Annotated in this window: 20 protein-coding genes; 14 read left to right on the top strand and 6 right to left on the bottom strand. The window is 50.0% G+C overall.

Annotation, left to right across the window (positions count from 1 at the left end):
• Nucleotides 1–11: 11 nt before the first annotated feature.
• The 11 genes from ACG1BZ_RS13565 to ACG1BZ_RS13515 all read left to right on the top strand — a co-directional run bounded on the left by ACG1BZ_RS13565 (nucleotide 12) and on the right by ACG1BZ_RS13515 (nucleotide 9,779).
• Nucleotides 12–1,037, top strand: coding sequence for a DNA polymerase III subunit delta' (locus ACG1BZ_RS13565; RefSeq protein WP_413662280.1), 1,026 nt, complete (start codon nucleotides 12–14; stop codon nucleotides 1,035–1,037).
• Nucleotides 1,038–1,141: 104 nt separating this feature from the next.
• A complete protein-coding gene (locus ACG1BZ_RS13560; protein ID WP_413662279.1) occupies nucleotides 1,142–1,495 on the top strand; it encodes a PilZ domain-containing protein in 354 nt (117 codons plus the stop codon).
• A 7-nt stretch (nucleotides 1,496–1,502) separates the two neighbouring features.
• The gene (locus tag ACG1BZ_RS13555) at nucleotides 1,503–2,279 is read left to right on the top strand and encodes a TatD family hydrolase (protein WP_413662278.1); all 777 of its coding nucleotides are present in this window, start codon (nucleotides 1,503–1,505) and stop codon (nucleotides 2,277–2,279) included.
• 27 nt (nucleotides 2,280–2,306) lie between these two features.
• Nucleotides 2,307–2,930 (top strand): dUTP diphosphatase, encoded by a 624-nt coding sequence (locus ACG1BZ_RS13550; RefSeq protein ID WP_413665870.1) that lies wholly within the window; start codon nucleotides 2,307–2,309, stop codon nucleotides 2,928–2,930.
• A gap of 133 nt (nucleotides 2,931–3,063) precedes the next feature.
• The gene (locus ACG1BZ_RS13545; RefSeq protein WP_282932481.1) at nucleotides 3,064–4,044 is read left to right on the top strand and encodes a malate dehydrogenase; all 981 of its coding nucleotides are present in this window, start codon (nucleotides 3,064–3,066) and stop codon (nucleotides 4,042–4,044) included.
• Nucleotides 4,045–4,116: 72 nt separating this feature from the next.
• Nucleotides 4,117–4,755 (top strand): DUF2244 domain-containing protein, encoded by a 639-nt coding sequence (locus tag ACG1BZ_RS13540; RefSeq protein WP_413662277.1) that lies wholly within the window; start codon nucleotides 4,117–4,119, stop codon nucleotides 4,753–4,755.
• A gap of 83 nt (nucleotides 4,756–4,838) precedes the next feature.
• On the top strand, nucleotides 4,839–5,315 hold the full coding sequence (gene bcp, locus ACG1BZ_RS13535; protein ID WP_282932483.1) for a thioredoxin-dependent thiol peroxidase: 477 nt from the start codon (nucleotides 4,839–4,841) through the stop codon (nucleotides 5,313–5,315).
• Nucleotides 5,316–5,731: 416 nt separating this feature from the next.
• Nucleotides 5,732–6,178 carry a helix-turn-helix domain-containing protein gene (locus ACG1BZ_RS13530; RefSeq protein ID WP_020415217.1) on the top strand — a complete coding sequence of 149 codons (447 nt, stop codon included), beginning with the start codon at nucleotides 5,732–5,734 and terminating at the stop codon, nucleotides 6,176–6,178.
• Between the two features lie 111 nt (nucleotides 6,179–6,289).
• Entirely contained in the window at nucleotides 6,290–6,622 is a 333-nt protein-coding gene (gene yajC / locus ACG1BZ_RS13525; protein ID WP_282932486.1) for a preprotein translocase subunit YajC, read from the top strand.
• Nucleotides 6,623–6,985: 363 nt separating this feature from the next.
• The gene (locus ACG1BZ_RS13520; RefSeq protein WP_413662276.1) at nucleotides 6,986–8,011 is read left to right on the top strand and encodes a D-cysteine desulfhydrase family protein; all 1,026 of its coding nucleotides are present in this window, start codon (nucleotides 6,986–6,988) and stop codon (nucleotides 8,009–8,011) included.
• A gap of 109 nt (nucleotides 8,012–8,120) precedes the next feature.
• Nucleotides 8,121–9,779 carry an alanine/glycine:cation symporter family protein gene (locus ACG1BZ_RS13515; protein ID WP_413662275.1) on the top strand — a complete coding sequence of 553 codons (1,659 nt, stop codon included), beginning with the start codon at nucleotides 8,121–8,123 and terminating at the stop codon, nucleotides 9,777–9,779.
• A gap of 132 nt (nucleotides 9,780–9,911) precedes the next feature.
• Here ACG1BZ_RS13515 and ACG1BZ_RS13510 read toward each other — a convergent pair whose 3' ends face one another.
• Together ACG1BZ_RS13510 and ACG1BZ_RS13505 are read right to left on the bottom strand one after the other, a co-directional pair.
• Nucleotides 9,912–12,074 carry a M4 family metallopeptidase gene (locus tag ACG1BZ_RS13510; RefSeq protein ID WP_413662274.1) on the bottom strand — a complete coding sequence of 721 codons (2,163 nt, stop codon included), beginning with the start codon at nucleotides 12,072–12,074 and terminating at the stop codon, nucleotides 9,912–9,914.
• 421 nt (nucleotides 12,075–12,495) lie between these two features.
• On the bottom strand, nucleotides 12,496–13,830 hold the full coding sequence (locus tag ACG1BZ_RS13505; protein ID WP_413662273.1) for a glutamine synthetase family protein: 1,335 nt from the start codon (nucleotides 13,828–13,830) through the stop codon (nucleotides 12,496–12,498).
• A 159-nt stretch (nucleotides 13,831–13,989) separates the two neighbouring features.
• On the opposite strand from ACG1BZ_RS13505, the gene ACG1BZ_RS13500 reads away from it, so the two are divergent.
• A complete protein-coding gene (locus ACG1BZ_RS13500) occupies nucleotides 13,990–15,288 on the top strand; it encodes an NAD(P)/FAD-dependent oxidoreductase (RefSeq protein WP_413662272.1) in 1,299 nt (432 codons plus the stop codon).
• Between the two features lie 60 nt (nucleotides 15,289–15,348).
• Here the strand turns inward: ACG1BZ_RS13500 and ACG1BZ_RS13495 are convergent, their stop codons facing one another.
• Complete coding sequence (locus tag ACG1BZ_RS13495) at nucleotides 15,349–17,154, bottom strand: M4 family metallopeptidase (protein WP_413662271.1); 1,806 nt, start codon at nucleotides 17,152–17,154, stop codon at nucleotides 15,349–15,351.
• 867 nt (nucleotides 17,155–18,021) lie between these two features.
• Between ACG1BZ_RS13495 and ACG1BZ_RS13490 the strand changes: the two genes are divergently transcribed.
• Together ACG1BZ_RS13490 and cysB are read left to right on the top strand one after the other, a co-directional pair.
• Complete coding sequence (locus ACG1BZ_RS13490; RefSeq protein WP_413662270.1) at nucleotides 18,022–18,924, top strand: 5'-nucleotidase; 903 nt, start codon at nucleotides 18,022–18,024, stop codon at nucleotides 18,922–18,924.
• A 313-nt stretch (nucleotides 18,925–19,237) separates the two neighbouring features.
• On the top strand, nucleotides 19,238–20,209 hold the full coding sequence (gene cysB / locus ACG1BZ_RS13485) for an HTH-type transcriptional regulator CysB (protein ID WP_413662269.1): 972 nt from the start codon (nucleotides 19,238–19,240) through the stop codon (nucleotides 20,207–20,209).
• Nucleotides 20,210–20,254: 45 nt separating this feature from the next.
• On the opposite strand, the gene ACG1BZ_RS13480 is transcribed toward cysB, so the two are convergent.
• The 3 genes from ACG1BZ_RS13480 to ACG1BZ_RS13470 form a co-directional block, all read right to left on the bottom strand.
• A complete protein-coding gene (locus ACG1BZ_RS13480) occupies nucleotides 20,255–20,548 on the bottom strand; it encodes a hypothetical protein (protein WP_413662268.1) in 294 nt (97 codons plus the stop codon).
• 175 nt (nucleotides 20,549–20,723) lie between these two features.
• On the bottom strand, nucleotides 20,724–22,055 hold the full coding sequence (gene pabB, locus ACG1BZ_RS13475; protein ID WP_413662267.1) for an aminodeoxychorismate synthase component I: 1,332 nt from the start codon (nucleotides 22,053–22,055) through the stop codon (nucleotides 20,724–20,726).
• A 73-nt stretch (nucleotides 22,056–22,128) separates the two neighbouring features.
• Nucleotides 22,129–22,956, bottom strand: coding sequence for a pyruvate, water dikinase regulatory protein (locus tag ACG1BZ_RS13470; protein ID WP_413662266.1), 828 nt, complete (start codon nucleotides 22,954–22,956; stop codon nucleotides 22,129–22,131).
• Between the last annotated feature and the right edge of the window lie 31 nt (nucleotides 22,957–22,987).

The raw sequence follows: 22,987 nt of genomic DNA, 5'->3' as shown, positions 1-22,987 counted from the left end.
AATTGTGGCTGATGTCTGTGCCTGAAACTTTTGAGTATAAATCGATACCGGTACCTCTTCCCTGGCACTCCGAGCAATGGCAGCGGTTGGGCTTGCAGTTGCAGGCGGGCCGCTGCCCGCACGCTTTGCTGCTGACTGGCCCGGAGGGGTTGGGAAAGCGACAATTCGCGGCTGCTTTTACCGCGTTGGCCCTATGTGAACAACCGAGGGCAGGTCAGGCCTGTGGAGAGTGTAAGGATTGTCGGTTGTGGATGGCTGGCTCGCATCCTGATTTCCTGCAAGTTGAACCTGAAAAGCCCGGTGGCCCGCTGAAAGTGGAACAGATCCGTCAGCTGGGCAACTTTGTTTCCCGCACCAGTGGGCGGGGCGGGGCGCGTCTGGTTTGTTTGTCACCGGCGGAGGCGATGAATGTCAACGCAGCCAATGCCTTGTTGAAAAACCTGGAAGAGCCGGCACCCTCCGTTATCTTTGTGTTGATCACCGATGCCCCCACAGGCCTTTTGCCAACCATTCGAAGTCGCTGCCAATCTATAGCTTTTCCGCCCCCAACTGGAGAGGTGGCGCTACAGTGGCTATACAGCAATGGGCTGGAAGAGCCGCTGGCACAGCGTGTTTTAACTCTGGCAGGCGGGGCACCATTATTGGCGGCGGAGCTGGCCGAGCCCAAGTCGAGAGAAGTACGCGAGCAGTTTTTTAAAGATTTGGTTGCTGTAGCTCAGGGTACGGCAAGTTCAGTCTCTACTGCGGGCCGTTGGGAAACACCGGCCGAGGGTGTTGAATTGGTTCAACTACTGCTTTTCTGGCAGCACTGGTTAACCCAGATGGTGCAGATTCGCAGTTGTGATCTCAGTGGAGATGCCCAGCTAATGGTTCTTTTGCAGAGGTTGCCAGGGTCGAGTGAGCAAAGCTTGCAGCCAGTATTTGCGTTCTACGATCATTTGCTTCAGGCGCGGAAAGGGTTACTGGGCACAGCTAACCCCAATCGTCGTTTGCTGCTGGAAGAATTATTTATTCGTTGGGCGAAGCTTTTTGCTTAGGCGTCTTGCACAAGTCGGGTAGGGTAATTGACGTTGCCTGGACACAGGCAGCGGGCTTAGATAAGTTAGCGCATCATTTAGAAATATAAACATTGAGGTTGTCCATGAAAGCCATGGGAGGCGGTGCCCGCAACGGCATCCTGTCACTGAAAATCCAGGATAAATCTGTGCTCTATGCGGCCTATATGCCCTTCGTAAAGAATGGTGGCTTATTTATCAGTACGGATAAATCGTACAACCTTGGCGATGAGGTTTTTCTGCTTCTGAGCTTAATGGATGAGCCGGAAAAGATTCCGGTTGCCGGTAAAGTGATCTGGATTACGCCCAATGGTGCTCAAGGCAACCGCACTCCCGGAATCGGAGTTCAATTTGGCGATAAGGACAATATCGCGCAAAACAAGATTGAAACCCACTTGGCGGGAACCTTAGAATCCAGCCGCCCAACCCATACGTTGTAACTCTCTAATGCTTGTTGATTCTCACTGTCACCTGGACAGACTTAAGCTCGATAAATTTGATGGCGATCTGGATACTGTATTGGACCTGGCCCGCAGTCGCGGTGTTGGCAAGTTCCTCTGTGTCGGTATCAGTTTGGAAAACGCCGATGCGGTTGTTGAAATCGCATCCCGCTACGAGGACGTAGTCTGTTCCGTTGGTGTGCACCCGTTGGATGTCGACTCTGGCATGGCGGATGTTGAGCGACTGGTAGAAATGGCTAATCAGCCCAATGTTGTTGCATTGGGGGAGACAGGTCTGGATTACTACTACAGCACTGACACCCAGGAAATCCAGCAGCAGAGCTTTATTGCACACCTGAAAGCGGCGGGGCAGGCAGAGCTTCCGGTTATTGTGCATACGAGAGATGCGCGGGAAGATACTATCGCTCTCATTAAAGAGCACGGTAATACCAATACCGCAGGTGTTCTGCACTGTTTTACCGAGAGCTGGGATATGGCCAAGGCTGCCCTGGATCTCAATTATTATATTTCTTTGTCCGGCATCGTGACCTTTAAAAATGCCGAGGAGCTGCGGGATGTCGCCCGCAGGCTGCCTTTGGATCGGTTGCTCGTTGAGACTGACTCCCCTTATTTGGCTCCAGTGCCCTATCGGGGTAAGCCTAATATTCCGGCCTATGTGCGTGAAGTGGCGGAATTTATCGCTGATTTACGCGGTATTCCCTACGAAGAGCTGGCCGAAATCACCTCAGAAAACTTTTTCAGATTATTCCCCCGGGCAGTTTGATCCGGGTCTATTGGATGTTCCCCTATGATGAAGCAGCAGTTGCAAGTCATGCTGACTCTGCAAGACCAGATTAATACGGTAGTAAATGAAAACTGGCGTGAGCAAAATTTTGCCTGGTACCGCGCTATTTGGGTAGAAAGTGCAGAGTTGTTAGACCATTACGGTTGGAAGTGGTGGAAGAAGCAACTTCCAGAAATGGATCAGGTGAAGCTTGAATTGGTGGATATCTGGCATTTCGGTTTGAGCCTTGAATTGCAAAAAGGCTCTCCGCAGGAAGTGGCTGAGATCATGCTGAAGGCGTTTGCCGGTTCCGAGCGTACGGCGGGTGATTTCCGTGAAAACCTCGAGTCTTTCACCTTGAACACCCTGGCCACCAAACAGTTTGATGTTGCTGGCTTTGCTCAACTATTGGCCGATGCAGAAATGTCTTTTGCTGAGTTGTACCAGCGATATGTTGGTAAAAATGTACTCAACCGATTCCGCCAGGATAACGGCTACAAAGATGGCAGCTATGTAAAAAACTGGGCGGGCCGTGAAGACAATGAACACCTAGCGGAAATTGCCGGACTTTTGGACCCATCTGCTGCTGATTACAGTGACCAGGTTTACAAGGCACTGCAGACGCGTTACCGGGAATTGGCGCTGACATAATCACTCGCAAAGAGTGTCCAATACAGTCTGAGAGGTTTTGTCATACAAATTGAGCCGCTATTTCGCTTGTGTAAGATGAAATTTACTCGCGAGGCCCTATAATGCGGCCGCTTACAAACGAGGGAGAACTATCGTGAAAGCACCTGTACGTGTTGCTGTTACCGGCGCTGCCGGTCAGATTAGCTATTCGTTGCTGTTCCGCATCGCCTCTGGCGAAATGCTGGGCAAAGATCAGCCGGTTATTCTGCAATTGCTGGAAATCACTCCGGCATTGGAAGCGCTGAAAGGCGTTGCTATGGAGCTTGAAGACTGCGCTTTCCCGCTGCTCGCGGGTATCGTTCAGTCCGATGATGCTACTGTTGCGTTCAAAGATGCAGATTACGCTTTGCTGGTAGGCGCGCGTCCCCGTGGACCGGGTATGGAGCGTAAGGACCTGCTGGAAGCTAACGCTGCTATCTTCTCTGCACAGGGTAAAGCCCTGAACGACGTTGCTTCTCGTAACGTAAAAGTACTGGTTGTTGGCAACCCGGCTAACACCAATGCCCTGATCGCTCAGCGCAATGCTCCAGACCTGGACCCGCGTAACTTCACCGCGATGACCCGTCTGGATCACAACCGCGCTCTGTCTCAGCTGGCAAACAAAACTGATTCCAGCGTTAACGACATCACCCATATGACCATTTGGGGCAACCACTCTTCCACCCAGTACCCAGACCTGCACCAAGTGAAGGTTTCCGGTGCTGCAGCCATGGATAAAGTGGAGCAGGAATGGTACGAAAACGACTTCATCCCGACTGTTCAACAGCGCGGTGCAGCTATCATCAAGGCGCGCGGTGCTTCCTCTGCGGCTTCCGCTGCCAACGCTGCCATCGACCATATGCGCGATTGGGCTCTGGGCACCGCTGAAGGTGACTGGACCAGCATGGCTGTATTCAGCGATGGTTCTTACGGTATTCAGGAAGGCCTGATTTACTCTTTCCCTTGCACTTGCAAAGACGGCGACTGGGAAATTGTTCAAGGCGTTGACATCAACGACTTCTCCCGCGAGAAAATGTCTGCTACCGAGCAGGAGCTGGCGGAAGAGCGTGATGCAGTAGCACACCTGCTGCCGTAATAGGGAGTGACAGGTCCCAGGCCTTGGCCGCAGACCTCTCCCAAAAACCCACACTGAGGTGTGGGTTTTTTTATGCCTGAATTTTGTAAACCCCGGCCCGGACCAGGAAACTTTCCCGGTCAGTATCTTCGTGTGAGCTGCCGCCATCGGCACTACACTGATTTTATATATCTGCCGGATGTCCCTGCTATGGTCACTGAAGTTGGCCGCAACACCGCCCGTTGCGCCTGTATCCTGCTGCAGCCTAACCAGTCCCTGTCCCTCTCCGGCAATCTGTGGGTGTTTTTCTCCCTGGTTGGGGTATCCCTTGGAATCAGCCTCGCTTTTGCGATGGCGGGAGCCTGGATGATTCTTCCCTTTGCCGGGCTTGAAATGATCCTGCTGGGCATCCTGTTTACCTACGTGTACCTCGAAGGGACCCGCAGAGAAGTAATACGCATCAATGAGGAGTTGGTAATTCTGGATTGCTGTAAGGGGTTCAGGCAGCAAACGGTGTATCACCGGGAGTTCGCCCGCGATAAGTTGGCAGTACTCGTAAGGATGGGGAGCAGTGCTACCGAAATGGCTTCGGTAAACTTTAGTGGTCCTGAGGGGTGCCTTGAAGTCGGGGAGTTCCTCACCGAAGCTGAAAAGGCGGAGCTGGTGCAGAAGTTAGGTCGTTTTGGCATTTGTGCCAGGAAAGAGAAAGAGTTTCGTCTGCAGCAGTTCTGATTTCTCTATAGAACTGGCGTCTCGTTTGTTTCTTTTCGCTATAATCCCCGCTTTACTCTTAACTGTTCCATAGGGGATATCAGATGGCTTTTCCGAAGATCGGTAATTTGGCTCCGGCTTTTACGCTGACCAACCAAAGTGGCGAGAAAGTGTCACTTAAGGATTTTCGTGACAAAAGTAATGTCGTCCTCTACTTTTACCCGAAAGCACTTACCCCCGGTTGTACCACTCAGGCATGTGGGATTCGCGATAGTGCGGCTGAATTTAAAAAAGCCAATACTGTTGTGTTGGGGGTGAGCCCGGATCCAGAAGCAAAGTTGCAGCGCTTTATCGACAAGCACGAACTGAATTTTGATTTGCTATCTGATGAAGAACACAAGATTGCTGATAAATATGGCTGCTGGGGCTTGAAGAAATTTATGGGCAAGGAGTACATGGGGCTTCTGCGAACAACTTTTATTATTGATAAGAGTGGGCGCCTTCGCCATATTATCGACAAAGTTAAAACCAAGACCCATGACACTGATGTTTTGAATTGGATTGGCGAGAACCTGGATTAATTGCCAGACTCTGAGGGGCGGGGCTGGACTGGTGCTTGGTCTGCTGTAGCCCCTACCTTTCGGACTCAAAGGCGACACGTGGGTACCGAAAGTAAGTATTTTTGGCCCTTGGTACACAATAAGATGAAAAAAAGCACTGTCGCCCCTTGCTTTCTTAATTCTTGGTCTATACTGGCAGTTGTAAAGGAAAGGTGCGCCGGCTAGAGAGAGTCTCTCTGCGGGAATTGCCGGAGCGGTTAGTTTAAAAATTGTACATCTCTGTGAAGGATTCGATGTCTGTTTTTTGGTGCATCCCGCATCACGTAGTCGTCCGCCGAAGTTGATGTTGTGTTGGTGTGGGCAGGGGCAACCGGGATTCGCTGGATGCGGACATAGAAAAATAACTGCGGCTCACGGAACTCAATAGGAGCAGCTCGATGAACCATACTCAGCCCGACCAGACTTCGCTCTCTGAAGACAAATCACTTCAGCAGGCCAGAATATCCGGAGACCCGAATATTCTCGACCAGCTGCTGGCCCCCCCCGAAGCAACCAGTTTTGGTATTGCCGCACGGGTAATAGATGTGCTGGAGCAGCGTATCGGTAAGGCCTCTCTCGCTATTCGCCCGGTAGCGTCCGACCTAAGTATGTCCACCCGGACTCTGCAACGCCGGTTGCAGGAACACAACCTCAGTTTTGCATCTTTACGTGACCATGTTCGTTTTCGTCACGCGGTGCATTTCCTCAAAGATACTGCGCTGAGCGTTGATGGAATCTCACGAATTCTCGATTTCTCTGATCGAACCAGTTTTACCAGCGCGTTCAAACGCTGGACCGGGATGTCTCCCACTGGCTACCGCCGGCAGGTCCGCCAGAGGTTCTGAGTGTGGATTGGTTTGGCCGGTCTCTACGGGATCGGCCCAATCCGTTGCCTCGGCGGGGCAAACCCGTTAGAGTTGGCGGCAATTTAATAGGCTGACTCTTTGAGGTTTTGCATGAGCTTTTTTATCCCCTCCGCCATGGCACAGGAAGCGGCGCCGGCAGCACAGGGTAATCCGATGATAACCCTGCTGATGTTTGCGGGTTTGTTTGCATTCATGTGGTTTTTTATTATTCGCCCACAGCGCAAGCGCCAGAAAGAGCATCAAGAGCTGGTTGGCGCTCTGAAAAAGGGTGACGAAGTTGTAATGAGCAGCGGGATGCTGGGCCGCGTCGACAAGGTCGACGAGGACTACATCGTGTTGGAAGTTGCAGACAGCATGTCTTTGAAGTTCCAAAAAGTAGCTGTGCACGCAGTATTACCCAAAGGTACGATTAAAAAGATCTAATCCTATTCAGGGTTTATCTTTGAATGTCGTAACTAAAAAAGCCTGGCAATTGCCGGGCTTTTTTTTGGTTACTATTTTTGCGCGGGCAGTATTTATTGTGCCTTGAAAGCCCACAGAAAAATTGCGGAATTAATCAAAGGCTGGACTAATTTGTCTGATTAATTTTTCAATAAAAAAACAGGTTAGGCAAAAAGCAATAAATAGCACTGAAAGGCATGCTTATGTTCATTTTTCAAAGCTAGTCCTCTATCCGCTTACTCAGCAAGCTTGGTTCTATCTCTGCGGAAACTTTTTGCTAGAGGTGTCCTCTTACTGAGTCACATCGATAAAACTAATAATTAGACATAACAGGTTTAATTCACCGTGCTTAAGAGCCTGCCAATAGAGTTGCCTAAGCGGTTGCGCCTGGCGAACCTGCCCACACCTCTGCAGTCGTTAGACCGAATCAGTGATCTTTACTCCCTTCCTTATGGAGGGCCCAGGATTTGGATAAAGAGAGATGATCTTACCGAGTCCGGCATGTCGGGAAATAAACTGCGCAAGCTAGAGTTTGTTGCCGCTGAGGCCCGGGCCCAAGGGGCTCAGGTTTTGATCACTTGTGGCGGAGTGCAATCCAATCATTGCCGTACCACTGCTTTGGTGGGGGCTCGATTGGGGTTTAAGGTTCAGTTGATTTTACGTGGCAAGCGCACTGCAAATCCCGATGGCAACCTTTTACTGGATGAGTTGGCAGGTGCTGAAATTGCGGTTTACTCACCGGAGGAATACTCCCGGAATTTACAAGGCCTCTTTGACAGCTGGGCTGCTGAGTATCTGTCCAGAGGGCAGAAGTCTTTCTGTATCCCCACTGGTGCCAGCGACGGTTTAGGCATCTGGGGTTATATCTCGGCCTCTCAGGAATTATTGGCAGACTGTGCAGATAGGGGCTTCTCGCCTGATCATATTTTATGCGCTACTGGCAGCGGTGGGACCCAAGCGGGTTTGACCTTGGGGTGCCATTTGCTGGAAGCCGGTGTGAAAGTTACGGGTTTCGCCGTTTGCGACAGTGCTAATTATTTCCAAGTGAAAGTGCGTGAGGATATTTCGCAGTGGATGGCACAGTCTGGCGTATCGCTTGATTTGGAGTCCCTCAAGATTTTGGTTAATGCCGACTATAAAGGTCCCGCTTACGGGGTGGCGGAGCCAGAGGTTTACCAGACTATTAAAGAGTTGGCTTGCTTGGAGGGTATTCTTCTCGATCCAGTCTACACCGGCAAAGCATTTCATGGTCTGCTACAGGAGTTAAAAAAAGGAAATTACCGGGGCTCAGACAACCTGGTTTTTATTCATACCGGAGGGCAATTTGGCCTCTTCCCCCACCGAGCCCACTTCTTCCCAGTGGCCGAATAATACGACATTACTGTTCTCGTGCCGCGTAAGCTGCTAACCTGCGCAACAAATTACAGTTGTATCTGTATATAAAACAAACAGAAATAAGTCAGAGTAGTGGGGGGTTAGTTTGGATTCCTTTAACAATCTGCTGTTGTTAATAGACGGCATGCTCGGCTCAGCACCTTGGTTCCCCTGGGTGTTACTTGGAGTCGGTTTCTTTTTCACCATTTATCTTGGTTTTCCGCAGCTTCGTTATTTTGGGCATGCGATCAAGATTGTGCGCGGTAAGTACGACAAGCCCGGAGACCCGGGTGATACCTCCCACTTCCAGGCATTGGCCACAGCACTGTCGGGTACCGTAGGTACCGGTAATATCGGTGGCGTTGGCTTAGCTATTTTCCTCGGTGGTCCCGCTGCGCTGTTTTGGATGTGGATGACCGCATTCCTGGGTATGACCACAAAGTTTGTGGAAGTGACCCTGTCACACAAATACCGTATTAAAGCAGCGGATGGTTACTACGCGGGTGGCCCCATGTTTTACATGGAGCGTCGCTTGAATATGAAATGGCTTGCGGTGCTCTTTGCAATCGCGACCGTTATCTGTTCATTCGGTACCGGCAGCTTGCCCCAGGTCAACAACATTGCCCAGGCAATGCACGATTCTTTTGGTGTTGAGAAGGCTCTGACGGGTGGCATCCTGGCGATTTTGCTGGGCATGGTGATTATTGGCGGTATTACCCGAATCGCTAAAGTGACCTCCACCATTGTTCCCACCATGGCAGTTATCTACGTAATAGGTGCCTTGGGCGTTATCATCTACAACTACGAAAATATTCTGCCGTCCTTTGGGGCTGTTTTCCGCGATGCCTTCACCGGTAGTGCGGCTGTAGGTGGATTCCTGGGTGCGAGCTTTGCCTATGCCTTTAACCGTGGTGTGAACCGTGGCCTCTTCTCGAACGAAGCGGGTCAGGGCTCTGCACCTATTGCTCACGCCGCCGCTCGCGCAGACGAGCCGGTTTCTGAAGGTATGGTTTCCCTGCTGGAACCCTTTATCGACACCATTATCATTTGTACCTTAACCGGACTTGTGATTCTTTCTTCTGGTGTTTGGACTGAGAAACACGAGAACCTGTTTGAAGGTGCAGATACTTACGTTGTAGCGGGTAGCTACGATGAGAAGAATACCCAGGATGTTGAGCAGCTGTTCAAGTATTTGAGCGGTCAGGAGAGTGATGTTAAGGCCTATAACGGCTCCATTGTTGTGACTGACGGCCACCCGCTGAACAGCCAGGACTTTACCCTCATCCACGCCCGTTCTATTGCTGAAGACCTGGACTTCCGTGTGGGGGATGACAGCTTCAGCGGTGTTCTGGATGTGAAAGATGGTAAGTTTGCCAATGAAGATGTGGATATTTGGGGTAAGTCCCTGGTGCACTCTGTGGCCCTGACCAATCTTGCCTTCCAGCGCGGTTACTTTGGTGAATACGGTGGTCTGATTGTAACTCTGGGAATTCTGCTGTTTGCTTTCTCTACAGCAATTGCCTGGTCATACTACGGCGACCGCTCAATGATTTACCTTTTCGGCCCCAAGGCAGTAATGCCTTACCGAATCGTTTACGTTATTGCATTCTTCTGGGCTGCGATTGAGGACACCACAGTTATTTGGAACCTCTCTGCGGTGGCCATTGTGATAATGACCTTGCCCAACCTGTTTGGTATTACTGTGTTGGCCAAGGAGATGAAAGATACCGTGAAGGACTACTGGAAAGACCCAAGCCATAAATAATTTGTCTGGGTTTGATTAAAAATAAAAAAGGCGGCCAATATGGCCGCCTTTTTTATTTGTGCACCACCGATCCTTTGATCGATCTAGAGCTTGCCCACCCAGCAGAGACCTGCTGGGTGGAAATCAGCTCAATTACTCAGTGCTTGCACTCAGGGTAACGCCAGAGTAGGCAGAGTAAGCGCGGATACTGATATACCAGGTTCCAGCATCCGGATTACTGATGGTGCAGCTTTCGTCATTGCCCCACTGGTAGGGGCGGCAGTCGTACGCTGTACGGGTAGGCTCTTGGTTGTGGCGGACATAGAGATCTGCATCCCCGCTGCCACCTTCCATTACGGCGCTCAGGGTAGAAGCTCCAGCATCAACCTCAATGGTGAAGTGCTGCCAGCTGTTGCGGGAACCAGAAAGGTTGGTTTCTTCCCAGCTGTCGCTACCACCACCGCCACCACCACCACCGGTGTAACTGCCTACCAGGGTGACATCGGAGAAGGAGGAGTAGCCGCGCACCATGACGTAATAGGTTCCGCCCTGCAGGTCAGCGTCAGCGATATCACAAGTTTCATTGTTGCCTGAAGTGTACGGACGGCAATCATAAGTGCTGGTGGTTGGAGCATTGCCAAAGCGAACATAGAGGTCGGCATCACCGCTTCCGCCTGACATTGCAAAAGACAGGCCTGTGGCATCTGCGGGTACATCCAGGGTGAAGTGAACTTCATCACCACTGCTGCCCTCGATGTCGGTCTCGGTAACCCCGTTTTCGAGTTCTCCGCCTTCATTACCACCGCCACCGCCGCCGCCACCGCCACCGCAGCTGCTGGTGGAAACGCCTACCGTGGAGAATGCGGCAACAACGTCATCAGTGTCGTAACCTAAATCTGATGCTGCAGAGAAAACACCACAGGCACCATCTTCAAAATCAGTATTGGCACTCCAATACATCTGGTTGGCAAGAACGAAGGGGTCGAATGCTGTGCGGGTATTCCAGCCACTGGTATTCGCCAGTAGGTAGAAGGCCCGGTTAAAGACGCCGGAGCTGTAGTGTACGTCCATGCCGTTGTAGTAATCATCGGCATGTCCGATGGAGCTGCCATCGTCAGTTGGATCTTCAAAGTAGCGGAGTGCTCCGCTGGACTTAAAGATCTCGGCCCCTACCAACCAGTCATTGCTGCCGCGCATATAGTACTCGGCAGCTTCACCGGCGATGTCAGAGAAGGCTTCATTGATACCGCCGGACTGATTGTAGTAATTCAAGTCAGAGTTTTGCTCGGTAAAGCCGTGGCTGACTTCGTGAGCGGAAACATCGAGGCTAACCAGTGGATAGAAGTAGCTCTGGCCATCACCAAATGTCATCTGGCTGCCATCCCAGAAGGCATTCTCGTAGTTGTTGCTGTAGTGCACCCGCATTCTCAGTTTTTGTGTGAGAGGGGATGTGTTGTACCAGTCGCTATAGAGATCAAAGACCACACCGCCAAAGAAGTGTGCGTCATTGAGTGGTGAGTAAGCGCCGTTGATTGACTTATAGTCATTGTCCGGGCAAGTGAACGAGTGGATGCTACCGCCATTCGTGCTGTGGTTCATATCAACGGTTTCTACATTGTCCGTATCCATGGCACAGCTGTCGTCAACAATCATGTGGGGGTAGTCAGTACCGTACTCGTAGCGCCCGGTCTTTGAATTGCCCCCTGGGCCTGTCGCATTTTGTGCAAAGTTCAAGCCGTCCCAATGCTTGAGAACTTCGCCAGTCATTGCATCGATAAAGTAGAAGGGGCGTGTGGGTTCATCGCCGTACTCAACCCAGTTGACCAGGTAAGCCAAGCGGGCATTGTCTTGCTCATCGATATAGACGTAGAGTTTCTTTTTGGGGTTATGTGCTTCCAGCTTCAAAGCCTGAACTGACAAAGCTCCCTGGATAACGCCCTGCTGCGTGCGCCAGTTGATCTGGTGGTCCATTGCCCGCTCAATAGCATTATCTTCATTGATAAATGCTTTGATATTGGGTACTTCCAGTTCCAGCCCAGTGATGACATTGCCGCGAACCTCAGTAATCAGACCCTGCCCGGAGCTGGTTACTGTTTGGCCGTAGACAGGAATGCCTTTGTGAGTCTGTTGGTAGCGGGCTACGGTTTTGCCGTTGACGAGAGTGCGCTCACGAACTTTTTCGAGCGCCATATCCGATCCGCCGGTGGCAGCTAAAGTTTGTGGTGAGAGCATGTCCGCCGTGGCGGGGACGCGCTCAACAGCATGTGCACTAATAGCCAAGGCTAAAGTGCAGCTTAGTCCTACAAAATGCTTCATTGCTAGCTTTCCCTTTTATAGCTTTTTTATATATGAATCCGCCGGTATACAGCCGTATTTCCCTTGTGGGGACCGTATTAAATCTGGTTGGCCAATACAGGCTGGATTTTTATGTGGTAAGACAGCAGAAGATAACCGTCGCCAGGAAGGGGCCGCAGTAGCGGCAGTGGCGTTCGCTTTCTCAAACCGGTTGCCCTAATTAATTGGGCAACTTGAGATTACCCTGCATACGCATCTAGGCAACAAAAAGGTGATGGCAAACTAATATATTTGAATTGTTTTCGATATTTTTGCTCGGATCGTCACAAATTAGGAAGTGATGTTCTGCCTGTGAGGTGGAAAAGATGAGTTGTTTTTTCCGAAAAAATAAATTTGGCGATAACAGTTTATTATTTCTGTTAGCTTTTAGTGGAACGGTTATTTATACATTTAATAATAGAAATTCCCTCTCCCATGAACTGATCACACGATTAAACTCCTCATATTCATTTCTCTTGATTGCGTTCCAGGCTTTTACGAATTTTCTGCCAAACATTTCTGTTGCTTCATCACAATCTGATAGGAGTGTCAGGGCATGTTCCTGGGTGCGGGGAAGTGTAATTGATTCTTTGGAGCAGTCGCCCTGATAAGGTGCGCTCGGTGCGACTTTATTGGTCATTCCTAAATATCCGCAGGCAAGGGAAGCTGCTATGGCAAGATAGGGGTTGCAGTCTGCCCCGGGAAAACGATTCTCAAGACGTTTACTTTGTGGCGAGCTGTCGGGAACCCGAAGGCCTGTTGTTCGATTGTCATAACCCCAGTGGAGACTGGTGGGTGCGGCCATTTCAGGTGTGAAGCGGCGATAGGAGTTTACATTTGGAGCAAAAAAACTAATAAAACCGGGAGTGTATTTCTGCATGCCGCCAATAAAATGCAAGAAATTATTGCTCTCTTTTCCTGTATTATCGACAAAAATATTTTCACCGGTTTTTCTATCCGCCACACTCTGGTGTAAGTGCAGAGCGCTTCCAGGTTCGTCTTCCATCGGTTTTGCCATGAAGGTTGCATAAATGCCGTGGCGCAGAGCCGTTTCGCGCACTGTGCGTTTAAAGGTAAAGACCTGGTCAGCTAAATGAAGTGGATCTCCATGTAGAAAGTTAATTTCCATCTGGGCAGTGCCTGATTCGTGGATCAGTGTGTCGACATCAAGCCCCTGAGCTTCACAAAAATCATACATGTCTTCAATGATGGGCTCGTATTCATTGGCTGCATCAATGCTGTAGGATTGTCGGGTTTTTTCTGTGCGTCCCGATCTTCCCACAGGCGCGGATAGCTTTTCATCCGGATCCAGGTTTCTTTTTACAAGATAAAACTCTACCTCAGGGGCGACAATGGGCTTCCATCCTCTGTCTGCATATTTTTCGAGGACAAATTTTAAAATATTACGGGTGCTGATAGGGTGAGGGTCCCCATCTCGAGAATGGCAGTCATGAATGATTTGTGCTGTCGGATCATTGGCCCAAGGGTTTAGGCGCACTGAGTTGGGGTCAGGGATTAGGAGCATGTCGGTGTCTGCTGGATCAACAAGCTCATTGTGTTCGTCGACATAATCCCCCGTGACAGTTTGCACCAAAATGCTTTCCGGTAAACGGCTGTCTTGAGTTAAGAACTTATCGGTGGGGGTGAACTTTCCTCTGGCGTTACCTGACATGTCGGGAACAAGGCATTCAACTTCTGCAATATTGTGATTTGCCAGCCAGTTTGTAATTTTATCCATTGGATAGCCATTGCTTACTTTTTCTTCCTGAGTGAAATTCTATGATCAGTGCCGGAAAGCGTTGCGCTGAAAATAATTCCTCCTGTGTAAAGGAACTATATACTGCCGATTGGAACAGGGCCGTTTATTTAAATGGCATCGAGCGTATCTGGTAGAAATATGAAGGTGATGAATAGGTTGGATGAGCACACGGAATCCTATTATGCCGCTACAGCTAACGACCTTCAGGAGTATCCATGCCTGGAAGGTAACGTGGAGGCAGATGTCTGCGTTATTGGTGGTGGTTATACGGGACTTTCCAGTGCTTTGCACTTGGCAGAGCGCGGCTACCGTGTGGTGCTTCTGGAGGCTAATAGGATTGGTTGGGGCGCATCAGGAAGGAATGGAGGACATGTCGGTGTTGGACAAAGGCGAAGTCAGGGTGATCTGGAAGCCATGTTCGGATTCGACACCGCTAAGCAGCTCTGGGATTTGAGTATCAACGCTGTTCAACTGGTGGAAAGTCTTATAGTCAGGCACCAGATTCAATGTGATTTAAAACGCGGGATCATGCATCTTGCAGCAAAATCCAGTCACGATAAATATCTGCAGGATGAAACTGAAGAACTCAGAGATAAATATGATTACAGGCAAGTTGAGTATATAGAGAAAGAGGAAGTTCGAGAGCTTGTAAGTAGCAAACGATATCTCGGCGCACAGCTGGATTTTGGTTCGCTACATCTTCATCCTCTCAATTTTGCATTAGGTCTTGCCCGCGCAGCAGTTTCTGCTGGTGCCAGGTTTTTTGAGTGTAGTGGTGTGCAAGGGTATTCGAGCTCTTCTCCCTTTACGGTGAAAACTGCACGAGGAAAGGTGAAGGCCGAAAAGTTGATTTTAGCTTGCAATGGTTACTTGAAAGATCTTGAGCCCCGCTTAGCGGGGCACATAATGCCAATAAATAATTTTGTGCTGGCAACAGAGCCCTTACCGGAGGGGCTCGCTAGGGAAATCATAGCCAATGACTTCGCACTGCAAGATACTCTATTTGTTATAAATTATTGGAAATTATCTGGCGATAACCGTTTAATTTTTGGGGGAGGGGAAAATTACACCAGGCGTTTCCCTAAAGATATTCGCAGTTTCGTCCGCAAGTATATGTTGAGGGTTTACCCGCAGCTGGAAAATACTGCTGTTGATTTCGGCTGGGGGGGTACGCTGGCCATTACTATGAATCGGATGCCCTGTATAGGACAGTTGCAGTCGGGCCTATATTACAGTCAGGGGTATTCTGGACATGGAGTGCCTACGGCAACTTTTGCCGGCAAGCTTCTGGCTGATGCAATTTATGGGGAGAGTGAGGGTTATAACGTGTTTTCTTCTCTTCCTAAAGTAGAGTTTCCAGGTGGCACTTTATTGAGGTGGCCGGGGTTGGTGTTGGGGATGCTTTACCACAGTTTGTTAGATAGGTTTGGAAGCTAGTCTTTGAGTGATGTAATAGAGAATGCCGACACACTAATGTGTCGGCACCTGCCTTAAATATTACTGGCTCTGGGCGGAAAGGGTTACGCCTCTGTACGAAATATAGCCTTGTACACTGATGTGCCAGGTACCTGCAGCTGGATTGCTAAAGCTACAGAATTCATTATTGCCGTTTACGTAAGGACGACAATCCCAGTTGTCGGTGGTTGGGGTGGCACCATAACGAACGTACAAATCGGCATCGCCATTGCCACCGAGCATTTCGACAGTCAAAGATGATGAGCCTGATGGTACATCCAGGGTGAAGTGCTGCCAGCTGTTGCGGCGGCCTGATAAGTTGGTTTCTTCCCAGCCTTCTGAGTTTGAACCGCCATCATCGCCACAGTTACTGGTAGATACCCCTACGGTGTCGAACGCTGCGATTACTGTTGCAGTATCGTATCCGAGATCTTCAGTAGCTGACAGGGCTCCGCAAGCACCTTCAATGTAATCAGTGCTTTGATTCCAATAAGTTTGGTTAGCAAGCACAAAGATATCGAAAGCAGTTTGGGTGTTCCAGCCGCTTGAGTTGGCGATCAGGTAGAAAGCCCGGTTGAATACGCCGGAGCTGTAGTGCACGTCCATGCCGCTATAGTAGTCGGAAGCATGGCCAATGGATCTGCCATCTTTGGTGGGGTCATCCATATAGCGAAGAGCGCCATCAGCCTTGTATATATCGGCCCCCACCATCCAGTCGTTAGTGCCCTTCATGTAGAACTCGGCAGCTTCACCGGCCATGTCAGAGAAGGCTTCGTTTATGCCGCCGGATTGGTTGGCGTAGGTCAGGTTGGAGTTTTGCTCAGTAAAACCATGGCTCACCTCATGAGAGGATACGTCCAAGCTGACAAGTGGGTGGAAGGTTGTGAAGCCATCACCAAATGTCATTTGGCTGCCATCCCAGAAGGCGTTCTCGTAGTTGTTGCTGTAGTGAACTCGCATTCTCAATTTTTGTGTGAGCGGCGATGTTCCATACCAGTCACTGTACATATTGAAAACGACATTGCCAAAGAAGTGGGCATCATTCAATGGAGAATAAGCACCATTGATTTCTTTGTAATCATTTTCCGGACAGGTGAAGGAGAAAACGCTACCTCCGCTTGTACCGTGATTCAAATCCACGGTTTCTACGTTAGCAGTGTTCATGGAGCAGTTATTGTCAACTTCGAGGGCAGGGAAGTCTGTTCCATATTCATAACGCCCGGTTTTTTCATTGCCACCGGGGCCTGTAGCATCCTGGAAGGCAAGGCCGTCCCATTGCTTGATAACTTCGCCAGTAAGTGCGTCTACAAAATAGAACGGTCTGCTCGGCTCATCTCCGTATTCGACCCAGTTAACCAAATAAGCTAATCGCGCCTGGTCGTTTTCATCGACATAGACATAGAGCTCTTTTTTCTGGTTTCGTGCGTTGAAGCGCATGGACGACATTGAGAGAGCTTTTTTACTGTCACCATCCTGAGTGCGCAGATTCAGCTGATGGTTCATGGCTCGATCAATAGCATTATCGGCATCAATCGTTGCGCGGGCGGTAGGTACCTCCAACTCTAGGCCTGAGAGTACGTGGCCTCTCACTTTTTCAGTTAAGCCTTGCCTGGAACTGGTTATGGTTCTCCCCCAAACGGGTATGCCTTTATGAGTTTGCCGATATCGGGCAACCGTTCTCCCGTTGGCGAGCGTGCGCTCGCGAACCTTTTCCAGCTTCATATCTGAGCCAGCGATTGAGGCTAGGGACTGATTGGAAAGTAACTCTGGTGTGACATTAATACGCTCCGCCGCTTGGGCGCTAATAGCGAGTGCGAGTGTGCTAGCGGCTCCTAACAAATATTTCATTAAGTAATTCTCTTTATGATTATAATTTAATGGCCATAGTTAACCGGGAGCATAAAATAAACGCTCAGTGGTTAATGCTGTCTGGTTAAGCGGCCAATTGAATCACACCCCAAGAATATCTCGCGCTATGAGCTGAGAGCTGTATGGAGTTTATGTGCAAAATTTTCTTGGGGGTTGTTTGCCGTTGTCAGGCGAAATAACGATATCCCTTGTTGTTATTCCTGACAATAATTTTTTTGAAGTGGATGTAAACTTGAAAGATCAAATTGTTTTTTTGATGTGTATGTCACGAATTCAGATATTTGCAACTTTGGTTATTTGAGGGGTTTTAATTGGTTAGTTTATAGCTTTTTTCTGAATGGCAAACTTTTTTTGAGTTGTATTTAAACGGTAAAGCTTTCTGTGGTTTTGTTATTTTTGTTTATTTCCGGTGCGAAATTCTTCAATTTAATTCAATTTGCATGAGTGGGGTGCTATATGTTTGTTAAGTTTGAAGGGGTGTATTAATCTGGGTTCTTTAAGGGGGTGTCAAACTAAAGGATTAAAGTATTAATCCTTTCTGAGCTTGATGGGGGTGGATATTAACTCTACCAAAACTTTACTGTAGAAAAATGCACGCGGTAGTTTGGAGCGGTTTCAATTTCGAATTTTGAAATGTTTTGCTCCATCGTCTTAATCCCGCAGTCAAAGCAACTTTGACTCCCTGGACACTTGTGCAGCGCTCTGTAGGTAACATCGGGAAGGGCTGGCATTCTTATCTGTACATATCGCTCAATTTGTGGAATATAAGTTTGAGATTTGTCGTAGACTCTCACTGCCCTCAGTGAAGCTGCGGTGTCGGTGGATTAACGATGTAGAGGCTCTCTAATGGCTGTGCGTCCAGATAAGTTAGTAATCGCTATTTCCTCTCGCGCTCTGTTTAACCTTAGCGATAGCCACAAGGTATTTGAGGAGCAGGGATTGCACGCCTTTTCTCATTATCAAGTTGAGCGTGAGAACGATGTTCTGGAAAAAGGGGACGCATTCCCTCTGGTTGAGAAGTTTCTAAAGATCAATGAGCTTCTTGGCGGTGAGCCACGGGTGGAGGTGATCCTGCTATCAAGGAATAGTGCCGATACCGGATTAAGGGTATTTAACTCGATAGAGCACTATGGACTCAATATTACTCGTGCGGCCTTTTGCAATGGTGGAAGCCCTTACCGTTATATTGGCCCATTTGGATGCAACCTGTTTTTGTCTGCTGATGGTGTAGATGTCCGCCAAGCGTTGGAGCAGGGGGTTGCTGCGGCAACCTTGGTTGCCGGAGGAAACCGCGAATATCGTGATGATGTGTTGCGATTTGCCTTTGACGGCGATGCGGTAATCTTCTCTGATGAGGCTGAGCGAGTCTACAAAACGGAAGGCCTGGCTGCTTTTACTGAGGCGGAGCGTGCCTCAGCACAGAAGCCACTGGGGGGAGGGCCCTTTAAGGGATTCCTTGAGGCTTTGCAGAGGTTGCAGGCTGAATTTGAGATGGATACCTGCCCGATACGAACGGCTTTGGTAACGGCACGTTCCGCACCGGCCCATGAGCGGGTCATCAGGACATTGCGCGCCTGGGATATTAGAGTGGATGAGTCAGTTTTTCTCGGCGGGCTTCCTAAAGGTGAGTTCCTGCGGGCTTTTGGCGCCGATGTCTTCTTTGATGATCAGCCTAGTCACTGTGTTTCTGCAGGTGAGCATGTGGCTACGGGCCATGTTCCTCATGGAATCGCAAATGCAGAGGTATAAAAAGTTCAAAAGTGATAAAGGTGTACGTTATCACTCAGTGCTCTCTATGCCGATAATGTTTGAACTTTTCCCGGCCCTCATCCGAGAGGCTTAGCTCTAATTATTAGAAAATAAAGCCGACAGAAAGTCCGGGATCCCCCAAAGTTGATTGACACTTTCGTCTCTACCACGGATATTCAACCGTCCATTGGCCCTGGCTTTGATTCACTGCTATTCTTTTCTCGTATAACTCAAGATAGTTTTTATAACTATCGATCAAAAAATGGTATTACTCGCTCTCGGCCATGAGCGAACTTAATGAAAGGGAGGATCTATGAAGCTGCAGCAGTTGAGATATATCTGGGAAGTGGCACATCACGACCTCAATGTTTCTGCTACAGCGCAGAGCCTCTATACCTCCCAGCCGGGAATCAGTAAGCAAATCCGACTTTTGGAGGATGAGCTTGGCGTAGAAATCTTCGCGCGCAGCGGCAAGCATCTCACGAGGGTGACCCCGGCAGGGGAGGCAATCTTAAAGACTGCCGGCGAAATTATGCGCAAAGTGGAGAATATTAAACAGGTTGCGCAAGAGTTCAGCAATGATAAAAAAGGTAGTCTCGCTGTAGCTACCACTCACACTCAGGCGCGCTATGCCTTGCCCCCGATTATTAAGCTGTTTATAGGCCGTTATCCGGAGGTTTCCCTGCATATGCACCAGGGAACCCCTATGCAAATTTCTGAGATGGCGGCAGATGGCACTGCAGACTTTGCCATCGCTACCGAAGCTCTGGAGCTTTTCAGCGACTTGGTGATGATGCCTGTCTACCGCTGGAACCGCTGCATTCTGGTACCGAAAGATCACCCGCTTTGCCAAGTGAGCAAGCTATCCCTTGAGGATGTGGCGAAGTACCCGATAGTTACTTACGTATTCGGATTTACCGGCCGTTCCAAATTGGATGAGGCTTTCTTGGAGAAGGGGTTATCACCCAAGGTGGTCTTTACCGCCGCCGATGCCGATGTGATCAAAACTTATGTGCGTTTGGGGTTGGGTATTGGCATTGTGGCTGATATGGCTGTTGATGGTGAGGATGAAGATCTGGTGGCCCTCGACGCGAGCAACCTGTTTGAGTCGAGTGTTACGAAAATTGGCTTCCGTAAGGGGATTTTCCTGCGGGGCTTTATGTATGAGTTTATCCAGCAATTTGCCCCCCATCTCAGCCGTGAGCTGATTGACCAGGCGGCACAGGCGACATCCCGTTCTGAGGTCGATGCGCTGTTCGCCGATATGGAGTTGCCGGTTTACTAGAGCTGCTGCTGAATGGAAGTGCCGAATAAAGCTAAGGGATGGAGGCTATGAAGCCTCCATCTCGATCAGGGGGCGCAGCACTTCTTTGGCGAACTTGAAGTAAACAGTGAAAATCTCTGCTTCCTTACCTTCGCGCTCTACTATAAAGAAGGGCGCTCGCTCTACCTTGTACTGCTGAGCCAGCTGTAAGCCCGGGCTTTGCGGGTCACGCACGTCGGCGATAAGTGTCTGGTCGATAAATTGCATTTGGCCATTTTCTTCCAGCTTTTCTTCAACGTCGCGACACTTGGCGCAGGGCGAGCCGTCGGCGAGAATTTTCTTGACCAGTGTGATCTTCACGATAATTTCCTTGATCCAGTGCAATGCCATTAAAGGCAAGATGGACTGAATCTATCAGAACCCCTAATAACTTTGAAATATCAATCGCCGATACCTTTATAACTGAAATTTGTAGTGATGCTACAAAAGGCGCCAAAATAGGCTATTTTTTGGTCGTTTTTCGGCGATTTGATGCCTACTGCAAAAATTGTTCAGTTGTTTCCAGTAGTAAGCGCACCTTGGCCAAGCACTCCTGGTGCTCTGAAGTGGGATCGGAATCTGCAACGATCCCACCACCTGCCGCGCAGGTTAGGTGTCCATCGTTGGCACTGAAGGTCCGGATGGCGATATTGGTGTCAGCGCGGCCGCAGCTGCTGATGTAGCCAATACTGCCGCAATAAATCCCCCGAGGACTGGATTCCAGCTCCCGAATTACTTCCATAGAGCGTCGCTTTGGAGCACCTGTGATAGACCCTCCAGGGAAACAAGCTTCGAGTAATTCGCTGTAGACCGACTCTTCGGGTAGCTCGCCAGTTACTACGCTGACCAAGTGGTGGACATTGGCAAAGCTTGCCAATTGGAATAGCTCGGGAACACGTACAGTGCCACTGCGACACAGCTTACTCAAATCATTGCGCAGTAAATCGACGATCATCAGGTTTTCCGCCCGGTCCTTGGGGCTTCTCTGCAACGAGAAGGCGGCGCGCTGATCTGCCATCTTGTCAGCGTGTCTTGCAGCCGTGCCTTTAATCGGTTCCGTGCGCAAACTGGCGCCATCAGCTCGGATAAATCGCTCCGGCGACATACTGAGCAGACTGCCATGGGGCAGGGCCATATAAGCAGAAAAGGGACCGGCAGCTTGAGAGCGCAATGCCAGGTAAGCTGTTAACAGATCGCCGCTGTAGGGGGCCCTGAAACGCTGGGTAAAGTTTGCCTGATAGATATCGCCGGCGGCGATATATTCCAATATCTGCTCAATTTGTGCCCGATAATCATCTGCACTCAGTTCGTGCTCAAATGGTGAAAGCAGCCGGAAGTCCCCGGGTGTAAGCGTGGTCTCCCAGTTGATAGCTTTAAATCGCTGTATCAATTCGCGAACTTGCTGGGGGGGGCAGGCGGGGTGGAAAACCAGGTGATTGCTGCCCAGTTGGTGGTCGGCAATAAAGGCCCATGTGTAGAGCCCAAAAAAGCCTGCGGGCAAGTCCGTAGGGCGCATATCTGCCGGCAGATAATTGCCCTCTACACCGAGTTCATAACCAGCGTAACCAATAACCCCGCCGCAAAAAGGCAGTTGTGAGTCCCTGTCCTGAGGGCAGAGTTCGCACACCAGGTCATCCAGCCGGGCAAATGGCTCGGGCGTGTCGGCACTTAACTCGAGGGTATTTATTGGGTCGGCACTAATGATGTCATAGCGCCCACCCTCCGCGAGAGGTCGACCGCTGTCGAGCCAAACGGGGATAGGTAAATCCGCTATCGCCGCAAATGCGGCGGGCGTGTTTAATGAGTAGGGCAGAGAGACAATTTGCATATCAAGCTACAGCAGTCCGGAAGACGGCGCACACTACACATTTTGCGGCGGCAATTAAAGGGTGTGTGGCTCTTTAGTCAATCCTGCGCTCAATACCGGCCTGAGACATCAGGCGGGTGGCGAGTTCCTCCACCGAAAGTTGGGTTGCATTGAGGAAAGGCACCTGGGCCCGCCTCAGCATTTGCTCAACTTGGCGCACCTCGAATTCACATTGTTCCTTAGAAGCGTAGCGGCTGTTGGCGCGCCTTTCCTGTCTAATTTGCATCAGGCGCTCGGGCTCGATTGTCAGGCCAAACAGCTTGTTGCGAAACGGGCGCAGGATCTTGGGCAGGGTGGTGGAGTCCATATCCTCTTCGGTGATGGGGTAGTTTGCCGCGCGCAGGCCAAACTGAAGTGCCAGGTACAAGCAGGTAGGCGTTTTGCCGGAGCGGGAAACGCCCAACAGGATTACATCGGCTTGCTGGAATTCGCTGACTCTGCGGCCATCGTCATTGTCCATGGCGAAGTGCACTGCTTCAATCCGGTCGGTGTAGCGACGGTTGTCGTCAATGCCGTGAGAGATGTTGACCATCTGCGCTGGATCTCGGTTAAACAGATTGGCCAGTGGTGTGAGGTAGTTCTCGAAGATATCGAGCATCAACGCAGAGCTTTGGTGCAGCTGTTCCCGGATCTCGTCAGAAACAATGCTGGTAATAATGATCGGCTGTAAACCGGATTCATCGGCTGCTTTTTCTATGCGTTGCAGGGCCTGTTTAACTTTTTCGGTGGAGTCGATATAGGGAAGCGTGACCTGCTCAACTTGTTGATCGCGGAACTGTGCGAGTAGGCTGTGGCCAATCGCTTCGACGGTGAGGCCGGTTCCGTCGGAGATAAAAAAAGCCGTGCGCTTGTCTTTTGCCATGTTTGTTCTCAGTTTGTCGGCGTGAGGGGGC

Source organism: Microbulbifer sp. CNSA002 (assembly GCF_047324085.1).
In the GTDB taxonomy this organism is placed as follows: domain Bacteria; phylum Pseudomonadota; class Gammaproteobacteria; order Pseudomonadales; family Cellvibrionaceae; genus Microbulbifer.
The sequence above is the reverse complement of the archived record's forward strand: the minus strand, read 5'-3'. Positions and strand labels throughout refer to the sequence as shown.

What these genes read in the sequence shown, in the direction of transcription:
- ACG1BZ_RS13565 (WP_413662280.1), top strand. Translation starts at nt 12, where the DNA reads ATGTCTGTGCCTGAAACTTTTGAGTATAAATCGATACCGGTACCTCTT.
- ACG1BZ_RS13560 (WP_413662279.1), top strand. Translation starts at nt 1,142, where the DNA reads ATGAAAGCCATGGGAGGCGGTGCCCGCAACGGCATCCTGTCACTGAAA.
- ACG1BZ_RS13555 (WP_413662278.1), top strand. Translation starts at nt 1,503, where the DNA reads ATGCTTGTTGATTCTCACTGTCACCTGGACAGACTTAAGCTCGATAAA.
- ACG1BZ_RS13550 (WP_413665870.1), top strand. Translation starts at nt 2,307, where the DNA reads ATGAAGCAGCAGTTGCAAGTCATGCTGACTCTGCAAGACCAGATTAAT.
- ACG1BZ_RS13540 (WP_413662277.1), top strand. Translation starts at nt 4,117, where the DNA reads ATGCCTGAATTTTGTAAACCCCGGCCCGGACCAGGAAACTTTCCCGGT.
- bcp (WP_282932483.1), top strand. Translation starts at nt 4,839, where the DNA reads ATGGCTTTTCCGAAGATCGGTAATTTGGCTCCGGCTTTTACGCTGACC.
- ACG1BZ_RS13530 (WP_020415217.1), top strand. Translation starts at nt 5,732, where the DNA reads ATGAACCATACTCAGCCCGACCAGACTTCGCTCTCTGAAGACAAATCA.
- yajC (WP_282932486.1), top strand. Translation starts at nt 6,290, where the DNA reads ATGAGCTTTTTTATCCCCTCCGCCATGGCACAGGAAGCGGCGCCGGCA.
- ACG1BZ_RS13510 (WP_413662274.1), bottom strand. Translation starts at nt 12,074, where the DNA reads ATGAAGCATTTTGTAGGACTAAGCTGCACTTTAGCCTTGGCTATTAGT.
- ACG1BZ_RS13505 (WP_413662273.1), bottom strand. Translation starts at nt 13,830, where the DNA reads ATGGATAAAATTACAAACTGGCTGGCAAATCACAATATTGCAGAAGTT.
- ACG1BZ_RS13500 (WP_413662272.1), top strand. Translation starts at nt 13,990, where the DNA reads ATGAAGGTGATGAATAGGTTGGATGAGCACACGGAATCCTATTATGCC.
- ACG1BZ_RS13495 (WP_413662271.1), bottom strand. Translation starts at nt 17,154, where the DNA reads ATGAAATATTTGTTAGGAGCCGCTAGCACACTCGCACTCGCTATTAGC.
- ACG1BZ_RS13490 (WP_413662270.1), top strand. Translation starts at nt 18,022, where the DNA reads ATGGCTGTGCGTCCAGATAAGTTAGTAATCGCTATTTCCTCTCGCGCT.
- cysB (WP_413662269.1), top strand. Translation starts at nt 19,238, where the DNA reads ATGAAGCTGCAGCAGTTGAGATATATCTGGGAAGTGGCACATCACGAC.
- pabB (WP_413662267.1), bottom strand. Translation starts at nt 22,055, where the DNA reads ATGCAAATTGTCTCTCTGCCCTACTCATTAAACACGCCCGCCGCATTT.
- ACG1BZ_RS13470 (WP_413662266.1), bottom strand. Translation starts at nt 22,956, where the DNA reads ATGGCAAAAGACAAGCGCACGGCTTTTTTTATCTCCGACGGAACCGGC.